The sequence below is a fragment of the Haladaptatus rarus genome (assembly GCF_054177585.1).
The window spans coordinates 54,623-75,863 of the sequence record NZ_JBPEHG010000020.1 but is presented as its reverse complement, the minus strand read 5'-3'; the positions used below and the strand labels follow the sequence as shown (position 1 = coordinate 75,863).

Annotated in this window: 27 protein-coding genes; 12 read left to right on the top strand and 15 right to left on the bottom strand. The window is 55.5% G+C overall.

The genetic code is table 11. The features are described 5' to 3' along the window. Positions 1-441 precede the first annotated feature (441 nt). Positions 442-1,578, top strand: coding sequence for a DUF1214 domain-containing protein (locus ACR3FE_RS24765; RefSeq protein ID WP_458210516.1), 1,137 nt, complete (start codon positions 442-444; stop codon positions 1,576-1,578). A 244-nt stretch (positions 1,579-1,822) separates the two neighbouring features. Here ACR3FE_RS24765 and ACR3FE_RS24760 read toward each other — a convergent pair whose 3' ends face one another. Beyond that, positions 1,823-2,227 (bottom strand): hypothetical protein, encoded by a 405-nt coding sequence (locus ACR3FE_RS24760; protein WP_458210515.1) that lies wholly within the window; start codon positions 2,225-2,227, stop codon positions 1,823-1,825. A gap of 336 nt (positions 2,228-2,563) precedes the next feature. Here ACR3FE_RS24760 and ACR3FE_RS24755 point away from each other — a divergent pair, with 336 nt between their 5' ends. The 3 genes from ACR3FE_RS24755 (at position 2,564) to ACR3FE_RS24745 (ending at position 3,771) form a co-directional block, all read left to right on the top strand. Then, the gene (locus ACR3FE_RS24755) at positions 2,564-3,223 is read left to right on the top strand and encodes a helix-turn-helix domain-containing protein (protein ID WP_458210514.1); all 660 of its coding nucleotides are present in this window, start codon (positions 2,564-2,566) and stop codon (positions 3,221-3,223) included. 72 nt (positions 3,224-3,295) lie between these two features. Beyond that, on the top strand, positions 3,296-3,619 hold the full coding sequence (locus tag ACR3FE_RS24750) for a DUF7344 domain-containing protein (protein WP_458210513.1): 324 nt from the start codon (positions 3,296-3,298) through the stop codon (positions 3,617-3,619). A gap of 11 nt (positions 3,620-3,630) precedes the next feature. Then, positions 3,631-3,771 carry a hypothetical protein gene (locus ACR3FE_RS24745; RefSeq protein WP_458210512.1) on the top strand — a complete coding sequence of 47 codons (141 nt, stop codon included), beginning with the start codon at positions 3,631-3,633 and terminating at the stop codon, positions 3,769-3,771. A 1,489-nt stretch (positions 3,772-5,260) separates the two neighbouring features. Here the strand turns inward: ACR3FE_RS24745 and ACR3FE_RS24740 are convergent. Further along, the gene (locus ACR3FE_RS24740) at positions 5,261-5,893 is read right to left on the bottom strand and encodes a GAP family protein (protein WP_458210511.1); all 633 of its coding nucleotides are present in this window, start codon (positions 5,891-5,893) and stop codon (positions 5,261-5,263) included. Positions 5,894-7,443: 1,550 nt separating this feature from the next. Between ACR3FE_RS24740 and ACR3FE_RS24735 the strand changes: the two genes are divergently transcribed. Further along, complete coding sequence (locus ACR3FE_RS24735; RefSeq protein ID WP_458210510.1) at positions 7,444-8,181, top strand: NosD domain-containing protein; 738 nt, start codon at positions 7,444-7,446, stop codon at positions 8,179-8,181. On the opposite strand, the gene ACR3FE_RS24730 is transcribed toward ACR3FE_RS24735, so the two are convergent. After that, positions 8,135-8,263, bottom strand: a complete 129-nt coding sequence (locus ACR3FE_RS24730) for a hypothetical protein (RefSeq protein ID WP_458210517.1) — start codon at positions 8,261-8,263, stop codon at positions 8,135-8,137. The two genes, ACR3FE_RS24735 and ACR3FE_RS24730, sit on opposite strands and share 47 nt — an antisense overlap. 287 nt (positions 8,264-8,550) lie before the next feature. Between ACR3FE_RS24730 and ACR3FE_RS24725 the strand changes: the two genes are divergently transcribed. Then, entirely contained in the window at positions 8,551-8,739 is a 189-nt protein-coding gene (locus ACR3FE_RS24725) for a hypothetical protein (protein ID WP_458210509.1), read from the top strand. 161 nt (positions 8,740-8,900) lie between these two features. Here ACR3FE_RS24725 and ACR3FE_RS24720 read toward each other — a convergent pair whose 3' ends face one another. Together ACR3FE_RS24720 and ACR3FE_RS24715 are read right to left on the bottom strand one after the other, a co-directional pair. After that, positions 8,901-9,566, bottom strand: a complete 666-nt coding sequence (locus ACR3FE_RS24720; protein WP_458210508.1) for a hypothetical protein — start codon at positions 9,564-9,566, stop codon at positions 8,901-8,903. 52 nt (positions 9,567-9,618) lie between these two features. Then, positions 9,619-9,885: a hypothetical protein gene (locus ACR3FE_RS24715; RefSeq protein ID WP_458210507.1), complete on the bottom strand. Its 267-nt coding sequence runs from the start codon at positions 9,883-9,885 to the stop codon at positions 9,619-9,621. A gap of 41 nt (positions 9,886-9,926) precedes the next feature. Between ACR3FE_RS24715 and ACR3FE_RS24710 the strand changes: the two genes are divergently transcribed. Then, complete coding sequence (locus ACR3FE_RS24710) at positions 9,927-10,379, top strand: hypothetical protein (RefSeq protein WP_458210506.1); 453 nt, start codon at positions 9,927-9,929, stop codon at positions 10,377-10,379. 173 nt (positions 10,380-10,552) lie between these two features. Here the strand turns inward: ACR3FE_RS24710 and ACR3FE_RS24705 are convergent, their stop codons facing one another. Further along, entirely contained in the window at positions 10,553-11,038 is a 486-nt protein-coding gene (locus ACR3FE_RS24705; RefSeq protein WP_458210505.1) for a hypothetical protein, read from the bottom strand. A gap of 353 nt (positions 11,039-11,391) precedes the next feature. Between ACR3FE_RS24705 and ACR3FE_RS24700 the strand changes: the two genes are divergently transcribed. Beyond that, entirely contained in the window at positions 11,392-11,823 is a 432-nt protein-coding gene (locus tag ACR3FE_RS24700) for a universal stress protein (RefSeq protein WP_458210504.1), read from the top strand. Positions 11,824-11,950: 127 nt separating this feature from the next. On the opposite strand, the gene ACR3FE_RS24695 is transcribed toward ACR3FE_RS24700, so the two are convergent. Continuing rightward, positions 11,951-12,640 (bottom strand): SOS response-associated peptidase, encoded by a 690-nt coding sequence (locus ACR3FE_RS24695; RefSeq protein ID WP_458210503.1) that lies wholly within the window; start codon positions 12,638-12,640, stop codon positions 11,951-11,953. A gap of 90 nt (positions 12,641-12,730) precedes the next feature. Between ACR3FE_RS24695 and ACR3FE_RS24690 the strand changes: the two genes are divergently transcribed. Together ACR3FE_RS24690 and ACR3FE_RS24685 are read left to right on the top strand one after the other, a co-directional pair. Next, positions 12,731-13,111, top strand: coding sequence for a MarR family transcriptional regulator (locus tag ACR3FE_RS24690; RefSeq protein WP_458210502.1), 381 nt, complete (start codon positions 12,731-12,733; stop codon positions 13,109-13,111). Continuing rightward, positions 13,111-13,431 carry a hypothetical protein gene (locus tag ACR3FE_RS24685; RefSeq protein ID WP_458210501.1) on the top strand — a complete coding sequence of 107 codons (321 nt, stop codon included), beginning with the start codon at positions 13,111-13,113 and terminating at the stop codon, positions 13,429-13,431. The genes ACR3FE_RS24690 and ACR3FE_RS24685 overlap by 1 nt, the downstream gene beginning before the upstream one ends. Positions 13,432-13,597: 166 nt before the next feature. On the opposite strand, the gene ACR3FE_RS24680 is transcribed toward ACR3FE_RS24685, so the two are convergent. Then, complete coding sequence (locus ACR3FE_RS24680; protein ID WP_458210500.1) at positions 13,598-13,810, bottom strand: hypothetical protein; 213 nt, start codon at positions 13,808-13,810, stop codon at positions 13,598-13,600. A gap of 307 nt (positions 13,811-14,117) precedes the next feature. Between ACR3FE_RS24680 and ACR3FE_RS24675 the strand changes: the two genes are divergently transcribed. Next, positions 14,118-15,053 carry an alpha/beta hydrolase gene (locus ACR3FE_RS24675; protein ID WP_458210499.1) on the top strand — a complete coding sequence of 312 codons (936 nt, stop codon included), beginning with the start codon at positions 14,118-14,120 and terminating at the stop codon, positions 15,051-15,053. A 20-nt stretch (positions 15,054-15,073) separates the two neighbouring features. Here ACR3FE_RS24675 and ACR3FE_RS24670 read toward each other — a convergent pair whose 3' ends face one another. Further along, positions 15,074-15,700 carry a helix-turn-helix domain-containing protein gene (locus ACR3FE_RS24670; protein ID WP_458210498.1) on the bottom strand — a complete coding sequence of 209 codons (627 nt, stop codon included), beginning with the start codon at positions 15,698-15,700 and terminating at the stop codon, positions 15,074-15,076. Positions 15,701-15,811: 111 nt separating this feature from the next. On the opposite strand from ACR3FE_RS24670, the gene ACR3FE_RS24665 reads away from it, so the two are divergent. Then, positions 15,812-16,180 carry a DoxX family protein gene (locus tag ACR3FE_RS24665; protein ID WP_458210497.1) on the top strand — a complete coding sequence of 123 codons (369 nt, stop codon included), beginning with the start codon at positions 15,812-15,814 and terminating at the stop codon, positions 16,178-16,180. Between the two features lie 425 nt (positions 16,181-16,605). Here the strand turns inward: ACR3FE_RS24665 and ACR3FE_RS24660 are convergent, their stop codons facing one another. The 6 genes from ACR3FE_RS24660 to ACR3FE_RS24635 form a co-directional block, all read right to left on the bottom strand. Further along, positions 16,606-17,208: a hypothetical protein gene (locus ACR3FE_RS24660; protein WP_458210496.1), complete on the bottom strand. Its 603-nt coding sequence runs from the start codon at positions 17,206-17,208 to the stop codon at positions 16,606-16,608. A 147-nt stretch (positions 17,209-17,355) separates the two neighbouring features. Further along, positions 17,356-18,168 carry a DsbA family protein gene (locus tag ACR3FE_RS24655; RefSeq protein ID WP_458210495.1) on the bottom strand — a complete coding sequence of 271 codons (813 nt, stop codon included), beginning with the start codon at positions 18,166-18,168 and terminating at the stop codon, positions 17,356-17,358. Positions 18,169-18,280: 112 nt separating this feature from the next. After that, positions 18,281-18,403, bottom strand: a complete 123-nt coding sequence (locus ACR3FE_RS24650; RefSeq protein ID WP_458210494.1) for a CcmD family protein — start codon at positions 18,401-18,403, stop codon at positions 18,281-18,283. Next, positions 18,400-19,125: a cytochrome c biogenesis protein gene (locus ACR3FE_RS24645; RefSeq protein WP_458210493.1), complete on the bottom strand. Its 726-nt coding sequence runs from the start codon at positions 19,123-19,125 to the stop codon at positions 18,400-18,402. Before ACR3FE_RS24645 ends, ACR3FE_RS24650 begins: the two co-directional genes overlap by 4 nt. A gap of 71 nt (positions 19,126-19,196) precedes the next feature. Further along, on the bottom strand, positions 19,197-19,880 hold the full coding sequence (locus ACR3FE_RS24640) for a cytochrome c biogenesis CcdA family protein (protein WP_458210492.1): 684 nt from the start codon (positions 19,878-19,880) through the stop codon (positions 19,197-19,199). A 54-nt stretch (positions 19,881-19,934) separates the two neighbouring features. Then, positions 19,935-21,176, bottom strand: coding sequence for a c-type cytochrome (locus ACR3FE_RS24635; protein ID WP_458210491.1), 1,242 nt, complete (start codon positions 21,174-21,176; stop codon positions 19,935-19,937). Positions 21,177-21,241: the final 65 nt, after the last annotated feature.

Sequence of the window (21,241 nt, the reverse complement as noted above, 5' to 3'; positions counted from 1 at the left end):
CAACGTGACCGCTTTGCTCGTGAAGCGGGAGATTTTCGACATAGGCATCGACGGTTTCCCGCTTCACTTCCCTAGCTCTAACGGTCGAGATCGACGCAGTCTAGTGATTCACCAGAGCCATAACATTAAATAGGAGAACCGTAGAATTCACCCGAAAATCGTAGGATACCCGCGTGAATAGGCGAGCTTGATAGGCAGATTTATTCCAGTAAGAAAGCAGGCCAATCGTGGTTTGTTATGTCGTTTGGACACGGCTTTCTGGCGGCATTTGCCAAGGGAGACCGTTCGAATCGTGCCATGTATGGATCATTAACGCTCTTTCCAGCGACGATACCCTCGATTAACAGTCCTTCTCTTTTTTCTATGGGTCTGTCGTATGGGGTGCAAGTTGAGTGAAGCAGTACTGTTGGGAACCGCACGAGAGAATGAGGGACATGAGCCATGGACAAAGACACACACAACAAAACGACTGAAACGGAATTCGAACCGCTGCAGGCAACACGTCGAACCGCACTTCGCGGAACAGGTCTTGCCGGCTTACTCGCGATGGGCGTCGGTAGCGCCAGCGCACACCGAGACAGCCCGAATCCGGCCGCCCACCAGGTGCAGCAACAGACGACAGACAATGACGAGTCAGTCCCGGTGACGTGGGAGAACTACCCACGCGCCAACTGTCATACTGCGTTTCAGACAGCCGTCAACCGTGGCGGATTTGGACAGTTCGATCATCTCAGAAGCCTTGCCCCTATCGAGAATCAGCTGAGCATCCAAGAGAATCGTGACACGCTCTACTCAATGGGGGTGTTCGATCTGACCGAGCCAGTCACCATCACGTTCCCAGATAGCGGTGACCGCTACCAGTCGATGAACGTCCAGAACGAGGACCAGTACGTGAAACTGTACGCCACCGACCCCGGCGAGTACACGATAACACAAGACATCACAGGCACTCGGTATGCCGGCGTCGGGGTTCGCACGTTTGTTGATCCTGACGACCCGGACGACGTGCAACAAGCCCGGCAACTCCAGGACGATATCGGCGTGGAGCAGTCGTCGGCAGGGTCGTTCGAGATTCCCAACTGGGATCCACAATCATACGAACAACTCAACGACGCGCTCATAACAGTCGGACTCACGCTAGATGACTTCTCAGACGCGTTTGGTGACGTCGGCCAGGTCGACCCCGTGAAATTTTTCATTGCCAGTACGGCAGGGTGGACCGGCGTTCCGGAACCGTCGGAAGCATTAATTCTCTCACGGACGCCCGCCCAGAACAACGGCACGACGCCACACACGCTCACCGTCGAGGACGTGCCCGTCGATGCATTCTGGTCGATTACCGTCTACAACGACGACTGGTATCTCGAGAAGAACAAGTACGACGCGTATTCGGTCAACAACGTGACCGCAGAGCGAGACGATGACGGCAGCGTGACGATCCATTTCGGTGGTGACCCCGACCAGCCGAATTTCCTCTACATACCAGAGGGATGGAACTACATGGTTCGGCTCTACGAACCGCGCAAGCCCATCATCAACGGGAGTTATCAATTCCCCGCAGCTCAGCCGGCTGAGTGAGGCAAACGCGCGGATATCGGTCTTGACGCTTCGGGCGACTGAATCGCCGCGATATCGAATATCGACTCGTCTGTCCTCTTCTACCGACGGGCATATGCTGAACTTATCCTCTGAGTCGGTCACTTCGTTTCTTACAAGAATTAGACAGCCCATGTACTGTGTGCTGAACTCAGAACGTATATTGGCCACACGATCTTCCAAATTTCGGTGGTACGTACCGATGAGAAGGGTATCGGTTCACCGATCAGGAGCTATCAGTATCCCGGTTTCGCTTGGAGAGTGCGCCGAGCACGACAAGAAGGTAAACCAATCCGAAGCAACGGATCACCGGAACCAGTCCCTCGTTCCACTCTATCGTCTCCGGTCGTTCGTAGGCGTAGTTCTCGCTCAATTTGAGCGCCTGCTTCGGAATAAAGAGTGCGACAGCTCCCGCAATTCCGAGAACGTACATCGATGCAGTGTATGCTTTTCCCCCGGCAATGCTGACGAGTAGGAAGACGATCCCTTCTGCTCTGATCGCGGGAGTGAACCAGGGCTTCGCGTTGGCCTCCTCAGGGTCCTTGAGAGCAAATTGCTCATAGAGGTAGCGAATCTTCGCTGGAAACAACGCGATGATGACTCCGATGAGACCAATAATTGTTCTGTACATGTGAAATTAGTACGCCTCGTACTGTTTTAAATTGCGACTCTATCGAAACCTGCCGAACTCAGACACTTAAGAGCGGTCAAACGCACAATAGGCAGGTCCACTGAGCAGGCGGTTCACCGCTTTAAGCGTGAAACAAACGAACCCGCCGTGCTGAACTCATTCTCTCTATTCAGCACGGCATTTCTGACAGTGACTGGGGAGGTCATCGCACTCGCGCTGAATACACAGTGCGTATACAGCACATCGACCGCCAGCTACGGGGAACGCCATGTAATCCACGAACCCAACCACCCCGTGGCGAGAAACCCTACATTGCTGGCTCCCGTTTGACGAGACATGAGTGTCATCTTGGAGTTCACCATCGACAGCCAGGACTTCCAGCTTGGGGAGGTCCTCTCGGGAACCCCAAATATGCACCTCGAACTCGAACGCATCGTTCCGACGGGCCCCATGATCATGCCGTTCATCTGGGCGACCGGCGACGGCCACGACGACTTCGAGGCGCAAGTTCAGGCCCATCCAGCGGTCAAGGAATCCCTCGCGCTCGACAGGGTCAGAGATAGCGTCCTGTATCGGATCGAGTGGACAGATGATCCGACCGACCTCACCGAAGGGATCGCGGTGGCGGACGCAGTCGTCCTCGAAGCCCACGGCAACGAACAGTGGAAGTTTCGGCTGCGCTTCCCCGACCACGACAAGCTCTCGCTCTTTCACAATTTCATCCTCGAATACGACATCCAGATTCACATCGACCGCACGTACACCTTGACCGAAACGACCGAACGTGGCCACCGATTCGACCTCTCGCAGGAGCAGCGCGAGGCACTGGTCCTCGCCGCCCGGCGGGGGTACTTCGCCACCCCCCGAGAAGTCAGCCTTGACGCCCTCGCCGAGGAATTGGGTATCAGCGAGCAGGCCGTCTCCAATCGGATTCGCCGCGGGAACGAGAAGATTCTCCAACAGGTATTGCTCACGTCCGCACGCGACCTCCGGTGACACCACCCGCATAAATAAGGATTGATGCTTCAACAACAGGGCTAAACGAGAGTGGATCACTACAGGGTGTATATGAACGCACCCCCGACTGAGTACGACACACTGACTACCGTCTGCGACGTGTTGGCCAGCGCGTACCGGCGCCAGGCCCTGCGGTATCTGCTGGCCGGTGATGACGACGTCGCCTCGGTTGAGGACCTCGTCGACGAGCTTATCGACCACGACGAAACCGCCGACGACCGGAGACGCATCGCCATCAAACTGCACCACGTGGCACTACCGAAGTTGGCTGCGGCAGGGTTCATCGAGTACGACGCCCGGACACAGACGGCACGCGTCTGCGAGCATCTGCCGCCGGAGTGGCACACCCTCCCCGCCAGCGTGGTGGGCACCTGATGGAGTTCGTGATGTGCCGGGCGTGCGGCGAGTTCGTGCAGGCGTTTCAGGAAGAAGGGACATATGTACCCCATCGGGATGAGTGCCCGGCGTGCGGCGGGGCGGAGTTCAAACACAACGCCACTGAAACGATCATCCGCGCCGACGACTAGGTTACACCATGACGAAGCGGCAGTCTGTTCGAAGCAGCCCACACTGAATCGCAGAGCCACCTCGAGGCTGTTTCAGTCGGGTCGTTCTGAATCCAATGGGACCACCGTACTGGACTTACCCTTACATCTTGCACGGCGGTTCTGTCATATTATGAGTTTCTCCTTTGGTATATAGAATCCGGACCAATAAATTGACAGTTGAAGTACCATTAGAGCCCTCTCCGTCTCACAGAAACCGCCCGACCGGGAGGTAGTCAATTCCTCAATCCTCAGCCTGCACGAGAGCTTCTGCACTCTCGATGGAGAAATCACCCATCAAGTACTGTCTAGTTAAGCGATTCTGGTGTAGAGTGGCGGTTCAACGTCTCTCCCGTGAGTGGCTAACGAATCCCTCTCGTCTCATTATGACGAGGTTTTCGGTGAAACAATTGAATTCAGTCTTCTCACGATGCAGCCGATCTCACTCTCAAGAATCAGTTACTACGAACAGTGCATAAAATCCCCTCCATCTTACCGCTATCGCTTGGTTTTCCCTATCTAGACAGTGCCACAGGGTCGAACAAGTAGATAGTCAAGGACTGCTGCTGGTCTTGTTGGTCAAACACCGAAAATATTCCGTATACGGAATCTGACCGATCACCGATGAGCCCAGTCATTCTCACTAGTACCGAATACTACCTGCTACCTTCGCACGTCGTAGTCCCTCCCGCTCTGTCTGTGTACGCGGCCTCGCCAGGATTCAATATTTAAACTTCGATGAACTTCTGATAGTGATCACGAGCTAACACCAGAATCGACTCCTTTGTATTCAAACATATTAGTTTCATCGAGTATCAGACGCTGTTTAATGTCGCCCACGAGATCCGGCGCGCACAAACAGAAAACAGCCTACAAAGGACGTGATGGTTTCTTACTTTTGGTTGCGGAACCACTGGGCAATCTGGCGACTGAAGTCATTGTGACATCCTCCCCCGTCGTAAACGACGAGGCGTCCCCATACAGGAGGAAACCCAGCCCGATGCCGAGCAGGTTTCAACACTGACTCTCCCGAGGTCGGCGGGGCGGGTTTCGACCCTCGCTCAGGAGCGTCTTAAGGCGCTGTCACGGGCGCTCCCATCCGCAGGCGAGTCATTGCCGCGCGGTTTCTCAACGCGGCTCTCTCCCAAGCGGTCATGCCGCACGGCACGTTCAACCGGCGCGGTTCACACCTTTTGACCGGGCTTCCCGCGCGCCGCAGACATGGGTGGTATGCGCCCGTCTCCCGCGGTTCGCATCCGGTGGGGAGACGGCGGAACCCGTAATATTGCGTTTGTCACGGTGTGTACGAAGCGTTTGGGTGTCGCTCATGCAACCGACGGCGGGTGCGTCACAAAGCCTCCGCGATTCACGCCCGCCGTGAACGGCGGGATTCTCTCGCTGTTTAAAGATAGACCTCGAGTCCGGATTGCAGCCAATGAGTGAGAGCGCTCTCACTAGAGAGCACAAACGGCTATCCGAGGAGGTTCTGGAGCGTCAGGACGACAAAGAGGACGATAACCGCCTCAGAGATGACCCAGGAGTTGTCGTACATCCAGCCACGAATCGATGGAAGCACGGCTTCTGCTCGTTCTCCGAGTAGGAGCACGCTGAGCGATGGCAGTGATAAAATGAACAGAGTGAGCAGGACGAATCCTGCTGCGTCCGTGACCGGGTCGCCGTTTGCCGCGAGGTACGTCCCGACACTCACCGAGGTGACGATGTCCGTCGGGAAGAAACCCAACAGGAGGAACCCCAGTTTCACCGAGAACGCAGGTGCCGCATTCGCTAGCTTCCCCATCCATTCAGGCGGCTCTGACACGTTCCGCGTTCGGTAGGTATCCACCGCTGCATAGAGAAGGAGCGCGAGGACGGCGAGATAGAGCAGTTGCTGTGCGGTCGCACCTAGTAGACTGCCGCTCCCACTGAGACGGTTTCCGACGAGGTACGCGAGAACGACGATGAGACTGATAGAGAGGGAGGCACCGAAAACGAAGGCCGCCGAGTTGGCGCGCCACCGCTCGCTCGTGGCAAGGAAGATCGGGGTCAGTATCTGTGGGCCTGTGATCATCACCATCGCCAGCGGCAGCACTTCCGCGAAGCTCATCGCTCAACCTCGCGACGATGCGACCCATCTAGCCACTCAAGCCCTCTGTTTCGAGAAGTAAACACAGCGGACAACCGTCTAGTAGATTTCCACCAACGCGTAGCAGGGACATTCGACAACCGTTCGTTGACCAAGCAATGCCCACCATCCGTCTCGACTAAGCCAGTATTGCCGGTGCGGGCACTGTCGCCGCATCCACGGACGAAATCTTTCTCAGTTATCATGACCGCAGCCCACACGCCCCACATAGGCACTAGATCGCTCTCCATCGATATAGAATTTCGGTGTTATTGAGGTGTCTGATTTAGTTACAGCTAACGAGTGATCCAGAAGTGATTTTCCGCTGCCCGATAGGGAAAACAGGCCGTCTCATCGGCTGTGGCGAGTGGATTGACTTGGGAATGTATAGCGAGAGCGGACACCAAGCGAACTGATATTGCTTGGTATTCGACACCATCTGGCAGACCTATCGCTTACAAATACACTCTCTGGGGTTGAAATCTCGGCATCGTACGCTCACGGAAAGCTAGTCAGGACTGAGTGCAGAACACCGATCTACAGCACGCCAGCGACAAAATATTCCGCCCCGATAGATTGGAGAACCGAATTTGTAAGACTAGTGAAAATTGCCAGTTTTCATTAGGGATTCTGTACAGGTAGCGACCTCGACAATCAGCGAAACAGGAACGAGCCAGTGAACGCCGCCATCAGGCCAAAATTCGATGCGGTCATGCGGTCACGCCGTTGGTAGAAACAATTCCGTGAAGTCGCAGACGAAGTGACTACCGGAGAGAACACAGCAGCATACCATATCTCGTATCTATTCGGTCTGCGCTCTGCTGAACTGACATTCCAGTCACAGACAGAGACTACGCCAACCGGAGATCACCGAGTTGGATTAGAGATCACAATGAACGACCAGCCGTGGCGACATACACAGCAACGATCAGTAGCAACAACGGTCAGACTCTCATCGATGTTGAGTACACATCGGATCGGCGCTTCGGGCTACAAAGTATTCCACAGCAGTTTTTCACCTGAGCGGTAGCGCGGAGGCCCCTTCCTCAACGAGCGACTGGAGGGAGCGAGTAGGGAGGGGAGCAAGCGCGTTCGTTTCGGGCGCAAACACTTATTGCGACGAACAGATAACTGTCGCATCGTTCCACACGGGCAGAAGTACCCCTGCGAAGGGGGCCACAGCAATCTTGCGAGGGTCCAAGCATGGTGGTTTCTCGGGTGGAACGGGCCACAGTCAACTGGCCCTACCGTCGGGAACGACGACCGCGAACGTGACGCTACGTGCCGCTCCGTACCCACACGGGTCAGAGCGTGAGAACACCGACAATTAAATTGCCTCTGCTGGTCCGACCTGCCAGCAAACAAGTCCAGACGGGCGTGCAACCCACCCCCGCTGGAAGCCACGCAAGCCCCGTCCTCAAACCGCCGAAGGCGGTTAGGGCGCGGTAGTTGACCTCTCGTCAATCTCGAACGTCCCATCGTTTGGTAACCTATGCCATAGAACTAATTTGAACTCGGTACCTGTGTTTCGTATGGCTGTGGATATCGGTCAGCGCCAACTCCGGCTCGCAATTCTTGTGAGTGGACTTGTGATCGTCCTTGCTGGCATCACGTACGCCGGTATCCACCTCGTTGGAACAGAGTCCACAGACTCACGAAATGTGTCCGAGATCGATTCGTGCACAACGATCAATGAACCTGGCCGATACGAACTCACGGCGGACATCAAGGACAGCAGCGCCAACAAGTGCATTCGGATTGCGTCAGGCAACGTCGTGTTCAGCGGGAACGGCCATTCGATCGACGGTACGGGAGCGTTCGGCACCGGCGGTGTGCTCGTCGGCTCATTCGATGGCTCGATTTCGAATGTCACCGTTCGGAACGTGAACGTGACTGACTGGGACGATGGAATCCGCTATATCCACGTTGTGAATGGAACGGTCACAAACACAGTCACTGCGAACAATCGCGTTGGGCTCACACTACTCAGCTCGAACCAGACGACGGTTGACAACAACACGGCCACTAAAAACGCAGTGTATGGGATATCGCTTCAAGAAACGAGCCACCACAACGTAGTGGCGAATAACACTGCAACAGCAAACTCGCTGTTTGGCATTCATCTCGTTCGGAGTGGCGTTCGAAACATTACGATCGCATCAAACGCTGTCTCGAAAAACGAGTATGGAATCGTTCTCATCGGTGCCAATACAAACACAGTCCTTACCCGATATAGAATATCACGGCAATTAAAAACAGCAGTAGGGTGACGAGCACCAGCACCGGTTTGAGCACGTCGAGAATCGAATCCTCGGGCTTTTTCGGGCCGGAAACTGAGTGGGGGATATCCATAGTTCGAACAGCACGCCTGTCGGTATAGGTTTTGTGTGGAAAATATCAGAACTCGAATACACCTCTGGCTGTGAAACACTGACTCCGCCCTTGAGTACTCGAACGAGGGCATCGACGCGTTCCTCGATAAGCGTGAGCCCAAGTGGCCTGGCACGTAGTACGGTTACTCAGTGGCTCTTCAAGAGTTAGTCGTCACGGTAGTATCGCTGAGTCTCACGTCGCTCGAATCATTGTTGGTGAGCACAGCGACCGCCAGTCGGCCGTTGAATCCGACGCACAGTAGGGGTGTGACCGATGAGCGAGCAGCGAACTGGGAAGACTGTACCGCAGCCCGCCTGTTTTACACCAGCGCAGAGTCCGAAGACATCGTGGCGGGTTACGCCGCTCACCTCCTCGCCGACCACACGCCGTCGATCATGGAGCAAGGTGACATCGACGGGAAGATGTGGACGTTCGATGTTGGTGCGAATCTGTAAGGGACACTTGGAGAGGCAATTCTGGCGACTGCTCCGAAACCTCACGCACTCTGCTGCTTCGTTCAACAGGAGAGTGAGGCGAATGACAAACGTGTCGTCCTCGATGCACGTCGCCACCTATTCGGAGGTCTCGAATGCGCTATGGGCCCGCAATCGAATTGCTACGTAGGAGTGTACCGCACGAGGTCACCGACTAACTCCACCACCGAAAATCCGATTCCGTCCGGCCGCTTAACGGTGGTCGTTCCGACCTCGCTGAACCGAACCGTCTTGACCGCCTTCTCACCGTCGTACTGGCCTACTTCGACCGCCTTCTGGAGGTTGCCGCTCCGTTTGTCGACATAGAAAAGCGTGTATCCCGCGACGTCAATGCCTTTCGTCGTCGTCGCGTTGATTCGAATGACCATGCGCATCTCGGTTTCGTTGAGGACTGTGCCATCCGTCTCTGTAATCGATGAAACGTCGAACGGGTTCAACTCGCCCGTCGCTGGGTACGCGTACTTCGACTGTGTGTTCACCTGCCAGTCGGCGTCGCTCGACGGTCGAACCCACGCGATGGCGTCGTTGGCGTAAATTTTCGTCCCGTTGGTGCCAAACGGACCGTACGCGATGTACTCGCCGTCGGAATGTTCGACTCGGAATCGTTTGACGAGTCTCGAACTCCCATTCATTCTGGATTCGTTGGACGCTACGACGACTTCGTAACTGTAGTCCAACCGCTGGAGTTTCGTAACCGACGTTGCGACTACGTCCGACGGTGGGTTCGAGAAGTCGACTTCCGAGGGCTGGCTCGACTGGGTGAGCTGCGGGTCGACGAGTTGGAACATAGCCGCGATCGCGACGAGAACGATCACCCCAATAATAGCGACATGTCTTTTTTCATTTAGTGTATCGGAGTTCCAATCCGACAGCAATAATACCCATGCAAAATGCAATTTTTATCATATTATCAGAGGTTGCCTCGTGTCGGACGTACACCTCGATGGTGTGAGTCATCACGTCCATTTGCACGGTATCCATTGGCCCGTGCGATTCGTAATCGTTGGTGATGATCTGGGCTCTGCAATCGCCGCGCTCACAGATGTTGTACACGCCATCTCGTTCCTTTTCAAGCGTCCACTTGCCGTCTCTTCGAACTACACCCATGTTGGATAAACAAATAATAGAATGTTTTCTCAACAATAGCTATGGAGAAACAATTCGATCAAATCATACAGAATGCGCAGGCAGAGACTGGCCCATACGCTGGCTGTCCGGTGCATGAAGATACAGTGGGTGCCCTCGTCAACCCTGGGCTTCTCAACCCGGCCGGAGATATCATGTGTCTCACGATGGATCCGAGTCACTACACGGACTGGGACGAATACGAGGACTGGGAGGAGTACAACGAGACGAAATCACCGATGTTCACACAGCGTTCCCTCGGTGGGAAGAAGCTCTCGCAGTTGCTTGAACCGCTCGGATACTCGCTTGATGACGTCTGGCTCGGCGATGAGTTGTCTCGGACGAATCCGACCGATGCACAGGCGGCGCTGCGCCACTCGTCGATTGCGATCACGAATCAGAGTTACTCGCATATCGAGGCTGGTGAGATTAGTGACGTGATCGAATGCACACGGAATGGGGAAGAGGAGCGATAGCGGCCCTGTTGAAATCCCCAATAAGTGACAGGAATCGCGTGCTGAATATAGAGGATGGATTCAGCAGCCGGATATTGTTCGTTATAGCCTGTCGACGAAACAGCCGTCAGTTGGTAGGCATGTACAATAGGTCATCCACCGAACTGAACTCACGGTCGTTTGGGTGAGGTCTGTCAGTCGTCAGCAGGAGCGGCACCAGTCGTGTCGTTCCCCCTGTTGGGTGCGTTACCGCGTATGCGGGGCAGACCAACCGAAATGGCGTAGAGGAGGACAACGGCAACGCCAGCCCCGATGAACACAAATGCGAGTCCCTCCGCAGGGGAGGTATCCCATCCGGGAATGCCAAGCATGTCCCATACCTGTTCGATGAAGTAGACGAGATAGGCGGCAAGGAACCAGACGCCTGCTGGAAGTGCCACTCTCACGTTCTCTCGCAGGATCCCCTCAAGGTCGTCAGGTTGAGGAGTTGGCTGGTGTGTCCGTGCCAGCGTGACACCGCGTACGACGGTGTAGAGAAGTGCCATTATGACGCCAGCGCGGAGCAAACCGGTGGCGATGGTAGGCCGAACGACCGACGAGAGAACAACCCAGAACAACAAGATGACCGTGACGGGCGCACTCTCTCGAAGCAGACGGCGGGTATCAAGCGGGGAAACCATAGTTACTGTACCGGTATGACCTGTAAGTATCTTCTGATGTCAGGAATTATTCCGTGTACCTCAGTTTAGTCATCGGGTATTCACTTGCTCGATACCTAACACCGAGGTCGTCGCGTGACTGATACGCGCCCTGTATCTCGTGCATACCGTGTGAACTGACGAAACGGTGTCAGGAAGTGCGTGCGAGTTACGCGTCGTGAGGGTATGTATTCGTCAAGTGGAAGTAAATGGTTTTATGGCGTACGTTAGACCGATGATCGGTCGTTGGCTATAGTTCCGGCGAGTACATCAACTTCGACGGCAGCGGCTTGGTCAATGTGGTGTTTCTTGTGTCTCGCCCTCCATCTTCCGCTATGGCATCCACACACGTCCTCGTCCCCCTTGATGGCTCGCCACTCGCGGACCAGGCACTCCGCCACGTACTGGAGACCTACGACTGCGAGGTCACGGTTCTCAACGTCATTACGCCGATCGGGAGCGGGATGAGCGAGGGCGGAGTTCGGGATCGCAGAGACGAGCGCGTCACCGAAGCCGATGACAGGGCCGAGGAGTTGATCGAGACGGCTTATGAGCAGGCCGCGGAATACGGGCAGGATGTCGAGACAGTGATCGAGACCGGAGATCCGGCCGAGGTTATCCTCGCGTATATCGATGAGACCGACGTGGATCACGTCGTCATGGGTGGCCACGGGGGCGATAACAATGGCCTGGTCTCGCGCCTTCTCGGGACGGTCGCGACGAAGGTCGTTAGCGAAGCGCCGGTGACGGTGACCGTGGTTCGGTGACCGATACGCGCCCTCTACTCAGAACGGTTGCCGAGATCTCTCGAATAGTATGGGTTTCGACAGGGCCAAATCGGTACTACTGGGAGCGGACAGGCACCCAGGAGGACAGACGGTGGGCGTGCGATGGTCATCCTGACGTGAACTCGCCGAGCCCCGATTGTTCGTGGTCGAGCGGTTCGATCACTGCTGGATCATCGTGACTCGGGTTGTTTACCCGCGTCGAAATCTCATCCGCGGCTAGGTCGGCCGCTGGATATGGCTGACACAATTCGGTGCGCTCCGCCGGGCCAGCTGAGAGCCACCGCTGCTCGTCGTCCTTCTGGAGGACGACCGGCATGCGATCGTGAATCGGTGTCATCAGCTCGTTGGGCTCCGTCGTCAGGATGGTCACACACGAAATCGTTTGGGTGTCGCCTTCCCACACGTCCCAGAGGCCGGCCATCGCGAACGCTGGGTCATTCTCTCGATAGACACGATACGGCTGTTTCGGCCCGCCGTTCTGGGCTTGCCACTCGTAGAACCCGGACGAGAGGACGAGACAGGGGCGAGACTCCCAAGCCTCTTGGAACACGCGTTTTTCACTTGCTGTTTCCGAGCGGGCGTTGATGATGCCCTCTTCGGGTTCGTCAGTCCAGAACGGGATGAGTCCCCAGTGGAACTGGTCGATTGCGTCGGTCGCCTCGTTGGTGATGACGTCGAGCGGGTCGCCGGGCGCGATGTTGTAGCGCGGTGTGTAGCCGCCATCGGTGACGATTCGCGCGTCGAAGCGTTCTTCGAGGGTGTGTTGGTCGGCGAAGAGCGCATTTCGGCCGCACATACTCTGTGTACGTGCCACGGACGCATCAACGTGTGGCACCGCTCCGTTTCCAACAGCAGTCTTATTACTCTCTATTACATACTGTTACACATGCCGGTCGACTTTGAAAGCTACCACCCGACGGAGTTACCGAAAGAGGACACGAACGGCCGACTCATTCTCGAGTTTCTTGCCGACAATCCCGAACTGGGATTTCGTGCTGGTGAACTGGCAGACGAACTCGAGATCCCTCGTGGAAGCATCGGCACCACGTTGAGTCGACTCGAAACTCGAGGGCTCGTCCGGCATAAAGGCGAGTACTGGGCAATCAACCCGGACGCCTACGATGCTCACACGGCGAGTCTCATCGGATTGGAAACAGTCGCGATGCAGTTTGAGGGCGATTACTACGACCAGAATCCCGACTGGGACGCAGATCTTCCTGACCTTGACGAGACGGGAGACGACACTCCCTCAACTGAGGAGGAATAATGTATGCTCGCGGTACTGTCGTCGTTGCTTCGGATCCGTTCGGAAATACCCCGCGTCGGCCGTATCTGATCATCAGTGGTCAAAACCATCCCTTTGCTGGCACCCAGTACATCGCTCTCGGAATCTCCACGAAAGAGTATGATGAGAGTCTCCCCCTCGCAGACGCATTCGAAGTCGGGACGTTGAGTCGAGAATCGTTCGTTTCTCCCTGGGCCGTGGTATCCCTCATGGATATCGATATTGACCGTGCAGTTGCCCGACTCACAGACGACTTCGTGAGTACTGCGGCCGAGCAAATGACCCAGTACGTTATCGAGTGAGACAGGGTCTATACGACTACTAACCACAGAATAGGTGGCAATCCAGAGATTTAGTATCGGACGAATCCAACCGATGCACAGGCCGCACTCAGACATTCATCGATTGCGATCACGAATCAGAGTTACTCGCAGATCAAGGCGGGCGAGAGTAGTGATGTAATCGACATCACACGTCGAACAGCGATTTCGTTGCTTTCGGTTCGGAACCATTGAGAAACACGACGTTGCCCTGTCCGATTTGAACGCGCGTTATTTCACCGTCCGCTTCCATCTGCCTGAGTTTTCGACTCACGGCAGACTCATCGGGCATCGGCAGGAGCGGGCGTTGCGGAGCGAGGTCACCACCAGCTTCCTGACGACCATGTCGCTCCCGCGTCATCTCTGATTCCGGCCCTTTCCGTGTTCATGGGTGCGGTTCCATGGTCACTAACGTGACCTCTCAGGGTCGGAATTTGTAGGCAGGATTCCGAGTCGTCTCTCTACGATTTTCAGGCGCGGGAGGAGGGCAACAGTGCCTAGCGACTACTCCCAACCGTAGCACCTGCACGAGGAGTGCGAGACGCCCGAGCACCATGAACGACGCGTTTTGGCCCGCCGATTCGAAGCCGACGGTGTCAGGGGCGTCCATGACCGAGAGGAATGGACGAAGCCAGGGATTTTACTAGTCGGTATTCGAATTGCCAGTAGTGGAAGCCGACGCCATCCATCCGCACGCCAAGACCGCCCTCCAACGCCAGCAGTATTTCCCCCTCCCGCATAGCAAACGAGGCCTGCGCTTGTTCCGCCTGGTCACCCGCTGGCTCGCCAAACTGCAGAATCGCGATCCACTGCCAGTCGGCGCAACGGTCGACCGCACGATTCCCGGGGCTGACGAGCCCCTCGCAACGCGGTTATACCTTCCAAACGAGTCGGGGGCGTTTCCCACAGTCGTGTTCTTCCACGGCGGTGGGTTCGTCTTCGGGGACATCGCAACCCACGACCATCTCTGTCGCCAGTTGACTCGGGAAAGCCGCTGTGCCGTGTTGTCGGTCGCGTACCGACTTGCGCCCGAGCATCCGTTTCCAGCCGCGGTCGAAGATGCGTATGCGGCGGTGGCGTGGGCCGCTGCGAATCCTGATGTGATCCGGTCGACTGGGGAGGTGGCAGTCGCTGGGGACAGTGCGGGTGGGACGCTTGCGGCGGTGACATCCTTGATGGCCGCTGAACGGGATGCCCCCGAGATTGCCTATCAAGCCCTGTTGTATCCTGCCGTTGGCATTGAGCCGGAACAGCCGTCGATGCAGCAGCACACAGGGACGGTGTTGACCGAGCGTGATCTGGAGTGGTTTCGGGAGTGTTACTACGGGAGCGCAATTCACGAGCGGAATCCGTACGCGGATCCGATGCAGGCCGGTAACCTTGCTGGGGTGGCGCCCGCAACGATACTCACTGCTGGGTTCGATCCGCTACGCGACGGTGGGACAGCGTATGCCGAGCGGCTCGTTAGTGAGGGGGTCTCCGTTCAGTATCGCAATTACGAGGCCATGATTCACGGGTTTCTCACCCAGCCTTGCATCGACCGGGCCGCGGACGCGATTACAGAGGTGGGGCGTGATCTCACCGATGCGCTGTTGGTGTCCTGACTCCCGTCCTAATAACAGTATTATGAGATGAACTCCTTGATGATCCGGCCTTCAGCCCGATGCAGAACGCCACTAGCCGCCGATTGATTGACCCCGAACGTTTCTGCAAGTTCGACGAGCGTACAGCCACGAGGACTGTCGTAGTAGCCGCGTTCAACCGCTTCAGAAATGAACTCCCGTTGGCGCTCGGTCAGGAGTCCGCTCGCATCGTATGAGTGCGTGACCGAGACGATCTCATAGGGGATATCAGCCGCCGCTAACTCGGTAGTGAACACCGACAACTGCTCCTGTGAACCGATTAGTTCGCCTGATATCCACCCGTCCCGGATGATGAGGGGAAGTCGCGGAAGGTTCCCCGTCGCACGCCCCGCCTTATACGACGACGGCATCGGAAACACGCACTGAATCAGTATTATCTCCTCGTCGGAATGGAGCACTTCGGATGAGCGCACTTCCGGTGCCTCGTTGAACCGGCGAACGATGGCATCCCCGTCCGGTGTCGTTACTTTGACCAATTCGAGCACGTCATCGTCAATGGGATGGGTCGCCAGGATTTTGAACTCGGCATCCGAAAAATCGGTCGAGACACCAGCCAGCCAATTGTCGTCGTCTGCCCCAATTTTGACGTTGAGGTGTACACGAGGCATACCACACTTGAGTTGGCTGACGAGTGGTTTAACAGACTCGCAGATGACTTATAAAGGTGAATCTATTCACGCGTGAATCCGTGGTCTCGCCCAACGTAGTAGAGAACATCTATGAGCACAATTAAAACGGCCATCCCCGTCGTGCAGGGGCTCCTCGGACTCATCATGGTGGGTGCAGGCAGCGTGAAGTTACTCGGCGTTGACATCGCGAAAAAGGATTTCGAGCGGTACGGCTATCCAGAGTGGTTCCGATTCGTTACCGGTGGCATCGAAGTTAGTGGGGGTCTCGGGTTGCTCGTCGGTCTCGTGTTCGCACCGATTCTCGCTGTTCTCGGCGGAATATTAATCATCGGCACGATGATTGGGGCCATCCTGACACATCTCTTCCGGGTTGATGATCCACTCTGGCGATCAGTCGGGCCAGCGATCTACCTCATCGCCGGACTCTTTGTCACGAGTTTCCTGCTGCTCTCGTTCTAGAACACGATGAACGAACGGCCATGCAAAACGCACGATTTCGGGGTTGCGAAACAGTTACAGAAACCAGCAGTAACCCGCATCGGACATCCACGATTCTTCCCCCGTACCAGTACGTAGATACACGATAACGCATCGCCTGTCACAAGAGCCTCAACCACGGTCTATACGAACGTTCAGGAGCCTCACGTGACACGCGTCACTCTAGCTCGCCGTTCCGCTGGAGTGCGTGCGTCGATGACGCAGACTGCACGCTGCTGGTGCTGGGAACGTCACCTGAAGGATATCCCCATGGTCGGCCGGTGCGTCCTGCGAGCCGCACGAAGATACACAGCAGCAACACGCCACGGCCCAGCTGGCTTCAGCAGCTAGGCTGCTGGTTGCTGCCGAAAAAAGGAACGGTATGTGCTTCGAAGTTAGTGGTGAAACTATAAGAACTGGGACAGTCGAAAGCCAGGATTAATGACGGTAAAGATGATACCGACCATGATTGCTGCTTCGAATGCTCCGAGCAGAAGAACTCGCTTTTCGATCGATTTGAGGCGTGCTGGATTCGGAGTTGAGGATTGACCTTCGAAATAGACCCGTAGATGCATCCGATTGGATACGAATAGACCAAACAACCAGAGGAGCCACCCGAACACGACCACTCGCATCATCCACGGGTTATCGGCTCGTAACAGCCCGAACTGTTCCGCAAGGAAGCTTCCTGATAGAACTGTCGTTAAGCTAATTCCAAGCATAAATACTACTATTTTTGGAATTGCTATCTTAGTGAAAGACTTGGCTGTCGAAGGGCTGACTGTACCGAAACAAAGCGAAAGGATCGCCGGAACGATAATCGCCATTCCAAACCAGATAGTTCCACTCAGAATGTGGAGATACAGTAGGATGGTTAGATCATCGATCACGAATGCAGTTATCACGACTAGCAGCGGACTCACAACAGTACTTACGACGAAAAGAATCGACGATTGCTCACCAATATGTCTTATTATATTTATATAGTTTGAGGAAATAGAACTTGCCATGAAATACCAATGGGTGATTGGTTGAGTAATGGTAGTCACGTACTTAATTGTACCGACCGCACTATTCTTTTCGTCCCCACTTTCAACCAAGAAGGTTGAGAACCGACCGTCTAAGCGATATTCGTACTCCGGTCTTGTGGCACCGTCTTACGCATTATCGACCTTTCGAATAGCCTTCTTAAAAAGTGAGTACGGCTGAGCGCCGACAATTTTACCTGCTTGTCCAGACTTCCGGTCGAAGAATATGAAAGCCGGTGTTCCCCGGATTCCATTTTTCTCAGCTGCCTGAACGTCTGCGTCGATGCTTGTGTTCAGCGATTTCGATTCCTTGTCCAGACAGGATCTCACCGAGTCGACATCGATGCTCTGGACATCACGCGTAATTTCGAGGAGATTCGCCTTCTTCGCCCATCCGGAGTTCTCCTTGCCCTGCTCGCCAAACATCGTCGAATGCCAGCGCTTGAATGCGGTCGGGTTCTCGTTGCGTACTTGTCGCCAAACGCACTTGGCCATTCGTGCGGCTGTCTCAGATCCCTCGCCGATGTACGGATTATCTAAGATAACCACCCGTAGCTTCCCCGGTTTCACGTAGTTATCCACCAGTTTTGGAAATGTATTTTGCTCGAACTTCTTGCAGAAGGGACACTGGTAGTCGCTCCAGTAATAGCAGTCCAGGTTTGCGTCAGGTGACCCCAACACCGGATTATCCTGCAAATCGATGCCGAAGCTCGTCGTCTCGTTGCTAGCGTAGACCAGCGATCGCTCGTCGTTCGAGTGGCTCTGACTCGGATCGCTGCCGGCTCCGTCCGCACTTGCTTTTTCGGACGTGGCATCGGCTGAGTCCCCACTCGCGCCGAACTCGTTGAGGGCGCTTGTACATCCAGCCAGTCCAGCGAGGGTGCCTGTGGCCGTGGTGAGAAACATCCGTCTACCGGTTCCGTCGTTCTCGAACATACTCATCAATCATATCGAAGGTCGTCGCCGACGGCTAAAACCCCATATCTCGATTTCAGGGTAGGAAACCGACCACACATTTTATATGCAACCAGCCTTCGACAATGCGGACGTTGTACTATTGCCGGTCGTCTAGTTTGTTCTCAAGTGAGACGAGTCGACGCTGAAGTCTGTAAACGTATCCGAATATCGCGAGGAAAATAACGCCATATCCAGCGATGAGTAGCGGCTCCACGTTCATATTTGCCTCCGTTCATTTATCCGGAGAACCTTGTCTTCCAATTCATGAAGTTTGATCCGGACTCCCATCAAAAAGGTATACAGGAACGTGACAGCGACAAGTGAGACAACGAGTGTGAGCGGGTCGATGTTCGCACTGACCTCCTGGTTTGCGAGCGTCGTCTCGTGGAACGTTGGTGTCCAGAGTCGCGTCGCAGTGTAGGAGATGGGAACGGTAACGAATCCAACAACACCGTAGACGGAGGCATATTTCTCGTCACCGCTATTCTCGGTGGCCGAGTAGACGACGAGATATCCGGCATAGACCATCCAGACGATGAGGAAGGTTACGAGTCGAACATCACTCCACTCCCACCACGAGTTCCAGATCACCTTCCCCCAGATGCTTCCAGTTACGAGCGTCAACGTCGCGAACAGGAAACCAATCTCGCCCGCACTATGTGCAAGATGGTTCCAGAAGCGACCATTGTATCGGAGATACAGGAGACTACCGAAGAACGTCACTGCGAGTGCAATGGCACTGGTCCATGCCAGTGCAATATGCCAGTACGCGATTCGGTTCGCTCCGTGCTCGATTCCGTACATCGTGCTCGACGCGACTCCGAAAACGAGGACGATGGAGACGACACCCGTGACGAGCGTCCCCCATTTGACGACGCTACTCCACATTACTCGGTGAAACAACCGAATGAGAGTTCCCAATCCAGATGATATTGTGCGCATATCCCTACTCTATACCATCATTGTACGGTTGGTTTCTAACTCTTTCCGTCTATCACGGTATCAATTGGCTTTCAGGTGAGCAACGACATTGCTAGTTTGTCTAATTCGAACAACATTGCAATGCCAGTTATCACAAGGACATATCCAGCCACCTTTCGGAGATGAATCGGTCGTCGGTCCTGCGTCACGAGCTCCACAAGTGTACTCCCACCACGCTTGCTCCCATAAGCAACACCGAGGAGGGGAATCGAAAAGCCCAGACCATAGACGAACATGAGCAACGCACTCCACGTGACGCCGCCGGACATCCCAACATACGCAAGAACCCCGCCGAGAATGGGGCCAACACACGGGAGCCAAACGACACCGAGCAATAGTCCGAGTAAATAGGCGCTGGCGATGGGGTGGGAGTCCTCGTCAATGAGCGTCGTCACCGCGGTCGCCTGTCCCGCGACTTTTGACGCGTACTTGGAGTAAACATCGTGGATGTCGTCGTCGGCCATGACCGCACCGAATCCGATCATCACCGCCATCAGCGGACCACGAAGGGTGTCTGGCGTAAACCCACCAACGATACCAGTCGCAACACCAAGGGCAGTGAACGAACTGATACTACCGACCACTATTGACAGTGGTCGAAGGCGGTGGCCGATACTGCCGGCGAGCATAGGGGGGAGCATCGGTAGACAGCAGGGCGTCAAGATGGTGAGCACGCCAGCAAGAAAGACCGCGGCTACGTCTGGTGTTCCGGTCATCGTCTGTAGTTTCTTACGTTGATCAAAAAACCGTCGTTCGTGACGGTATCCGCGCTATGACGCCCGTTGTTTGTCGTCTTGCTTCGAATCAGTGAACGCGGCACTGATGTCGCTTTGGCTGCTCGAGTTCGCGGAACCATTCACCGTTGCATTCCGGAGCGGATCATTGTACCGCCGGACGTCGTTCGGAATGTCGCTCTTGTTGATCGGCTCAGTCCCGACCGGCAGTCCAGCCAACAGGAGCTTCTTACGCATCGGGTTCATATCGTAGCCGAATCGATCTTGAACCCGCTTGTAGTAGACGGCTTCGTCTGGTGGGCCATCCGCAGACCAATCTTTCGACTGGCGATCAAGGTGTGGCCGTTCGTGGGCGTTAACGAACCCAGCGATGTCCTGTACGTCCCGCCAGTCGCTCACTTGGTGGGGTGAACCGTACGGCATCGCTTCACGTATGAAGCCTGCTGCGGTATAGATTCGACCCATGCCCGCTCCGTCGTTGTAGGAGTCCGGTCCCCACAGCGGTGGATATTGTCCTTTCTTCCCCTGTCCGTCTTTGCCGTGACACGACGCACAGTTCTCGAGGTAGAGTTCTGCGCCGCGGACTGGGTTGACCTCGGGCACAGGAATCCGATTACCATCTTCTGGCTTCTTGATGTGACGCCAGTACGGTACCTTTTGCACAGGCGTTCCCTTCGCCAGCCAGACGAGATACACCTCCATTGCTTGCATCTCGCGGCTATCGTATTTTGGGATATTTTTTGGCTCGGTGTTCATGCTCCGGAGGAAGCATCCCTGGATGCGCTGGCGCATATCGCGCATCCGGCTGGTTCGTCCTGTCCACTCGGGATAGCCCGCGGCTGTCCCGACGAGTGGAATCATATTGATGTCTTGTCCGACCATGCCTGTTGCCGACGGCAGAGTTCCGCCACCGTGGCAGTTCGCACATGACATCCGGCTCGTCCCGGTCTTATTCGGAATCACGCCAGAGGTGTTTGCGAATAGCTTCCGGCCATACTTGACGAGTTCGCGCCGGTGCTCGTTCTCGGGTAGCGTCGAATTGTTCATCTTCTTCGGAACGAACGCGACTTCCTCTCCGGCCGTTTTGTTCCGATAGCGCATGTCGTTACCCGATGGGCCTTCGCGCAGGTCTTTATCTATCCATTCGTAGCCTGGCCAGTCACCTGGGAGTTTCAGTTCGCCCTCCTGACTAGTATCCTCTCGATACATCAATGGTGCGGCACAGCCAGCCACCACGAGGACGAGTGCAAGCGACGCGGTTGCTAATCGCCGGCTCATCGTTCTCTGTGGTGTGTTCTCGCTGTCCGTTGCACGCTAAACTGTCCCCCCGCCTTCGCAACTGT

Coding starts and splice junctions, on each gene's coding strand:
- ACR3FE_RS24765 (WP_458210516.1), top strand. CDS start 442: ATGGACAAAGACACACACAACAAAACGACTGAAACGGAATTCGAACCG.
- ACR3FE_RS24760 (WP_458210515.1), bottom strand. CDS start 2,227: ATGTACAGAACAATTATTGGTCTCATCGGAGTCATCATCGCGTTGTTT.
- ACR3FE_RS24755 (WP_458210514.1), top strand. CDS start 2,564: ATGAGTGTCATCTTGGAGTTCACCATCGACAGCCAGGACTTCCAGCTT.
- ACR3FE_RS24750 (WP_458210513.1), top strand. CDS start 3,296: ATGAACGCACCCCCGACTGAGTACGACACACTGACTACCGTCTGCGAC.
- ACR3FE_RS24745 (WP_458210512.1), top strand. CDS start 3,631: ATGTGCCGGGCGTGCGGCGAGTTCGTGCAGGCGTTTCAGGAAGAAGGG.
- ACR3FE_RS24740 (WP_458210511.1), bottom strand. CDS start 5,893: ATGAGCTTCGCGGAAGTGCTGCCGCTGGCGATGGTGATGATCACAGGC.
- ACR3FE_RS24735 (WP_458210510.1), top strand. CDS start 7,444: ATGGCTGTGGATATCGGTCAGCGCCAACTCCGGCTCGCAATTCTTGTG.
- ACR3FE_RS24730 (WP_458210517.1), bottom strand. CDS start 8,263: ATGGATATCCCCCACTCAGTTTCCGGCCCGAAAAAGCCCGAGGATTCG.
- ACR3FE_RS24720 (WP_458210508.1), bottom strand. CDS start 9,566: ATGTTCCAACTCGTCGACCCGCAGCTCACCCAGTCGAGCCAGCCCTCG.
- ACR3FE_RS24715 (WP_458210507.1), bottom strand. CDS start 9,885: ATGGGTGTAGTTCGAAGAGACGGCAAGTGGACGCTTGAAAAGGAACGA.
- ACR3FE_RS24710 (WP_458210506.1), top strand. CDS start 9,927: ATGGAGAAACAATTCGATCAAATCATACAGAATGCGCAGGCAGAGACT.
- ACR3FE_RS24705 (WP_458210505.1), bottom strand. CDS start 11,038: ATGGTTTCCCCGCTTGATACCCGCCGTCTGCTTCGAGAGAGTGCGCCC.
- ACR3FE_RS24700 (WP_458210504.1), top strand. CDS start 11,392: ATGGCATCCACACACGTCCTCGTCCCCCTTGATGGCTCGCCACTCGCG.
- ACR3FE_RS24695 (WP_458210503.1), bottom strand. CDS start 12,640: ATGTGCGGCCGAAATGCGCTCTTCGCCGACCAACACACCCTCGAAGAA.
- ACR3FE_RS24690 (WP_458210502.1), top strand. CDS start 12,731: ATGCCGGTCGACTTTGAAAGCTACCACCCGACGGAGTTACCGAAAGAG.
- ACR3FE_RS24685 (WP_458210501.1), top strand. CDS start 13,111: ATGTATGCTCGCGGTACTGTCGTCGTTGCTTCGGATCCGTTCGGAAAT.
- ACR3FE_RS24680 (WP_458210500.1), bottom strand. CDS start 13,810: ATGACGCGGGAGCGACATGGTCGTCAGGAAGCTGGTGGTGACCTCGCT.
- ACR3FE_RS24670 (WP_458210498.1), bottom strand. CDS start 15,700: ATGCCTCGTGTACACCTCAACGTCAAAATTGGGGCAGACGACGACAAT.
- ACR3FE_RS24665 (WP_458210497.1), top strand. CDS start 15,812: ATGAGCACAATTAAAACGGCCATCCCCGTCGTGCAGGGGCTCCTCGGA.
- ACR3FE_RS24660 (WP_458210496.1), bottom strand. CDS start 17,208: ATGGCAAGTTCTATTTCCTCAAACTATATAAATATAATAAGACATATT.
- ACR3FE_RS24655 (WP_458210495.1), bottom strand. CDS start 18,168: ATGAGTATGTTCGAGAACGACGGAACCGGTAGACGGATGTTTCTCACC.
- ACR3FE_RS24650 (WP_458210494.1), bottom strand. CDS start 18,403: ATGAACGTGGAGCCGCTACTCATCGCTGGATATGGCGTTATTTTCCTC.
- ACR3FE_RS24645 (WP_458210493.1), bottom strand. CDS start 19,125: ATGCGCACAATATCATCTGGATTGGGAACTCTCATTCGGTTGTTTCAC.
- ACR3FE_RS24640 (WP_458210492.1), bottom strand. CDS start 19,880: ATGACCGGAACACCAGACGTAGCCGCGGTCTTTCTTGCTGGCGTGCTC.
- ACR3FE_RS24635 (WP_458210491.1), bottom strand. CDS start 21,176: ATGAGCCGGCGATTAGCAACCGCGTCGCTTGCACTCGTCCTCGTGGTG.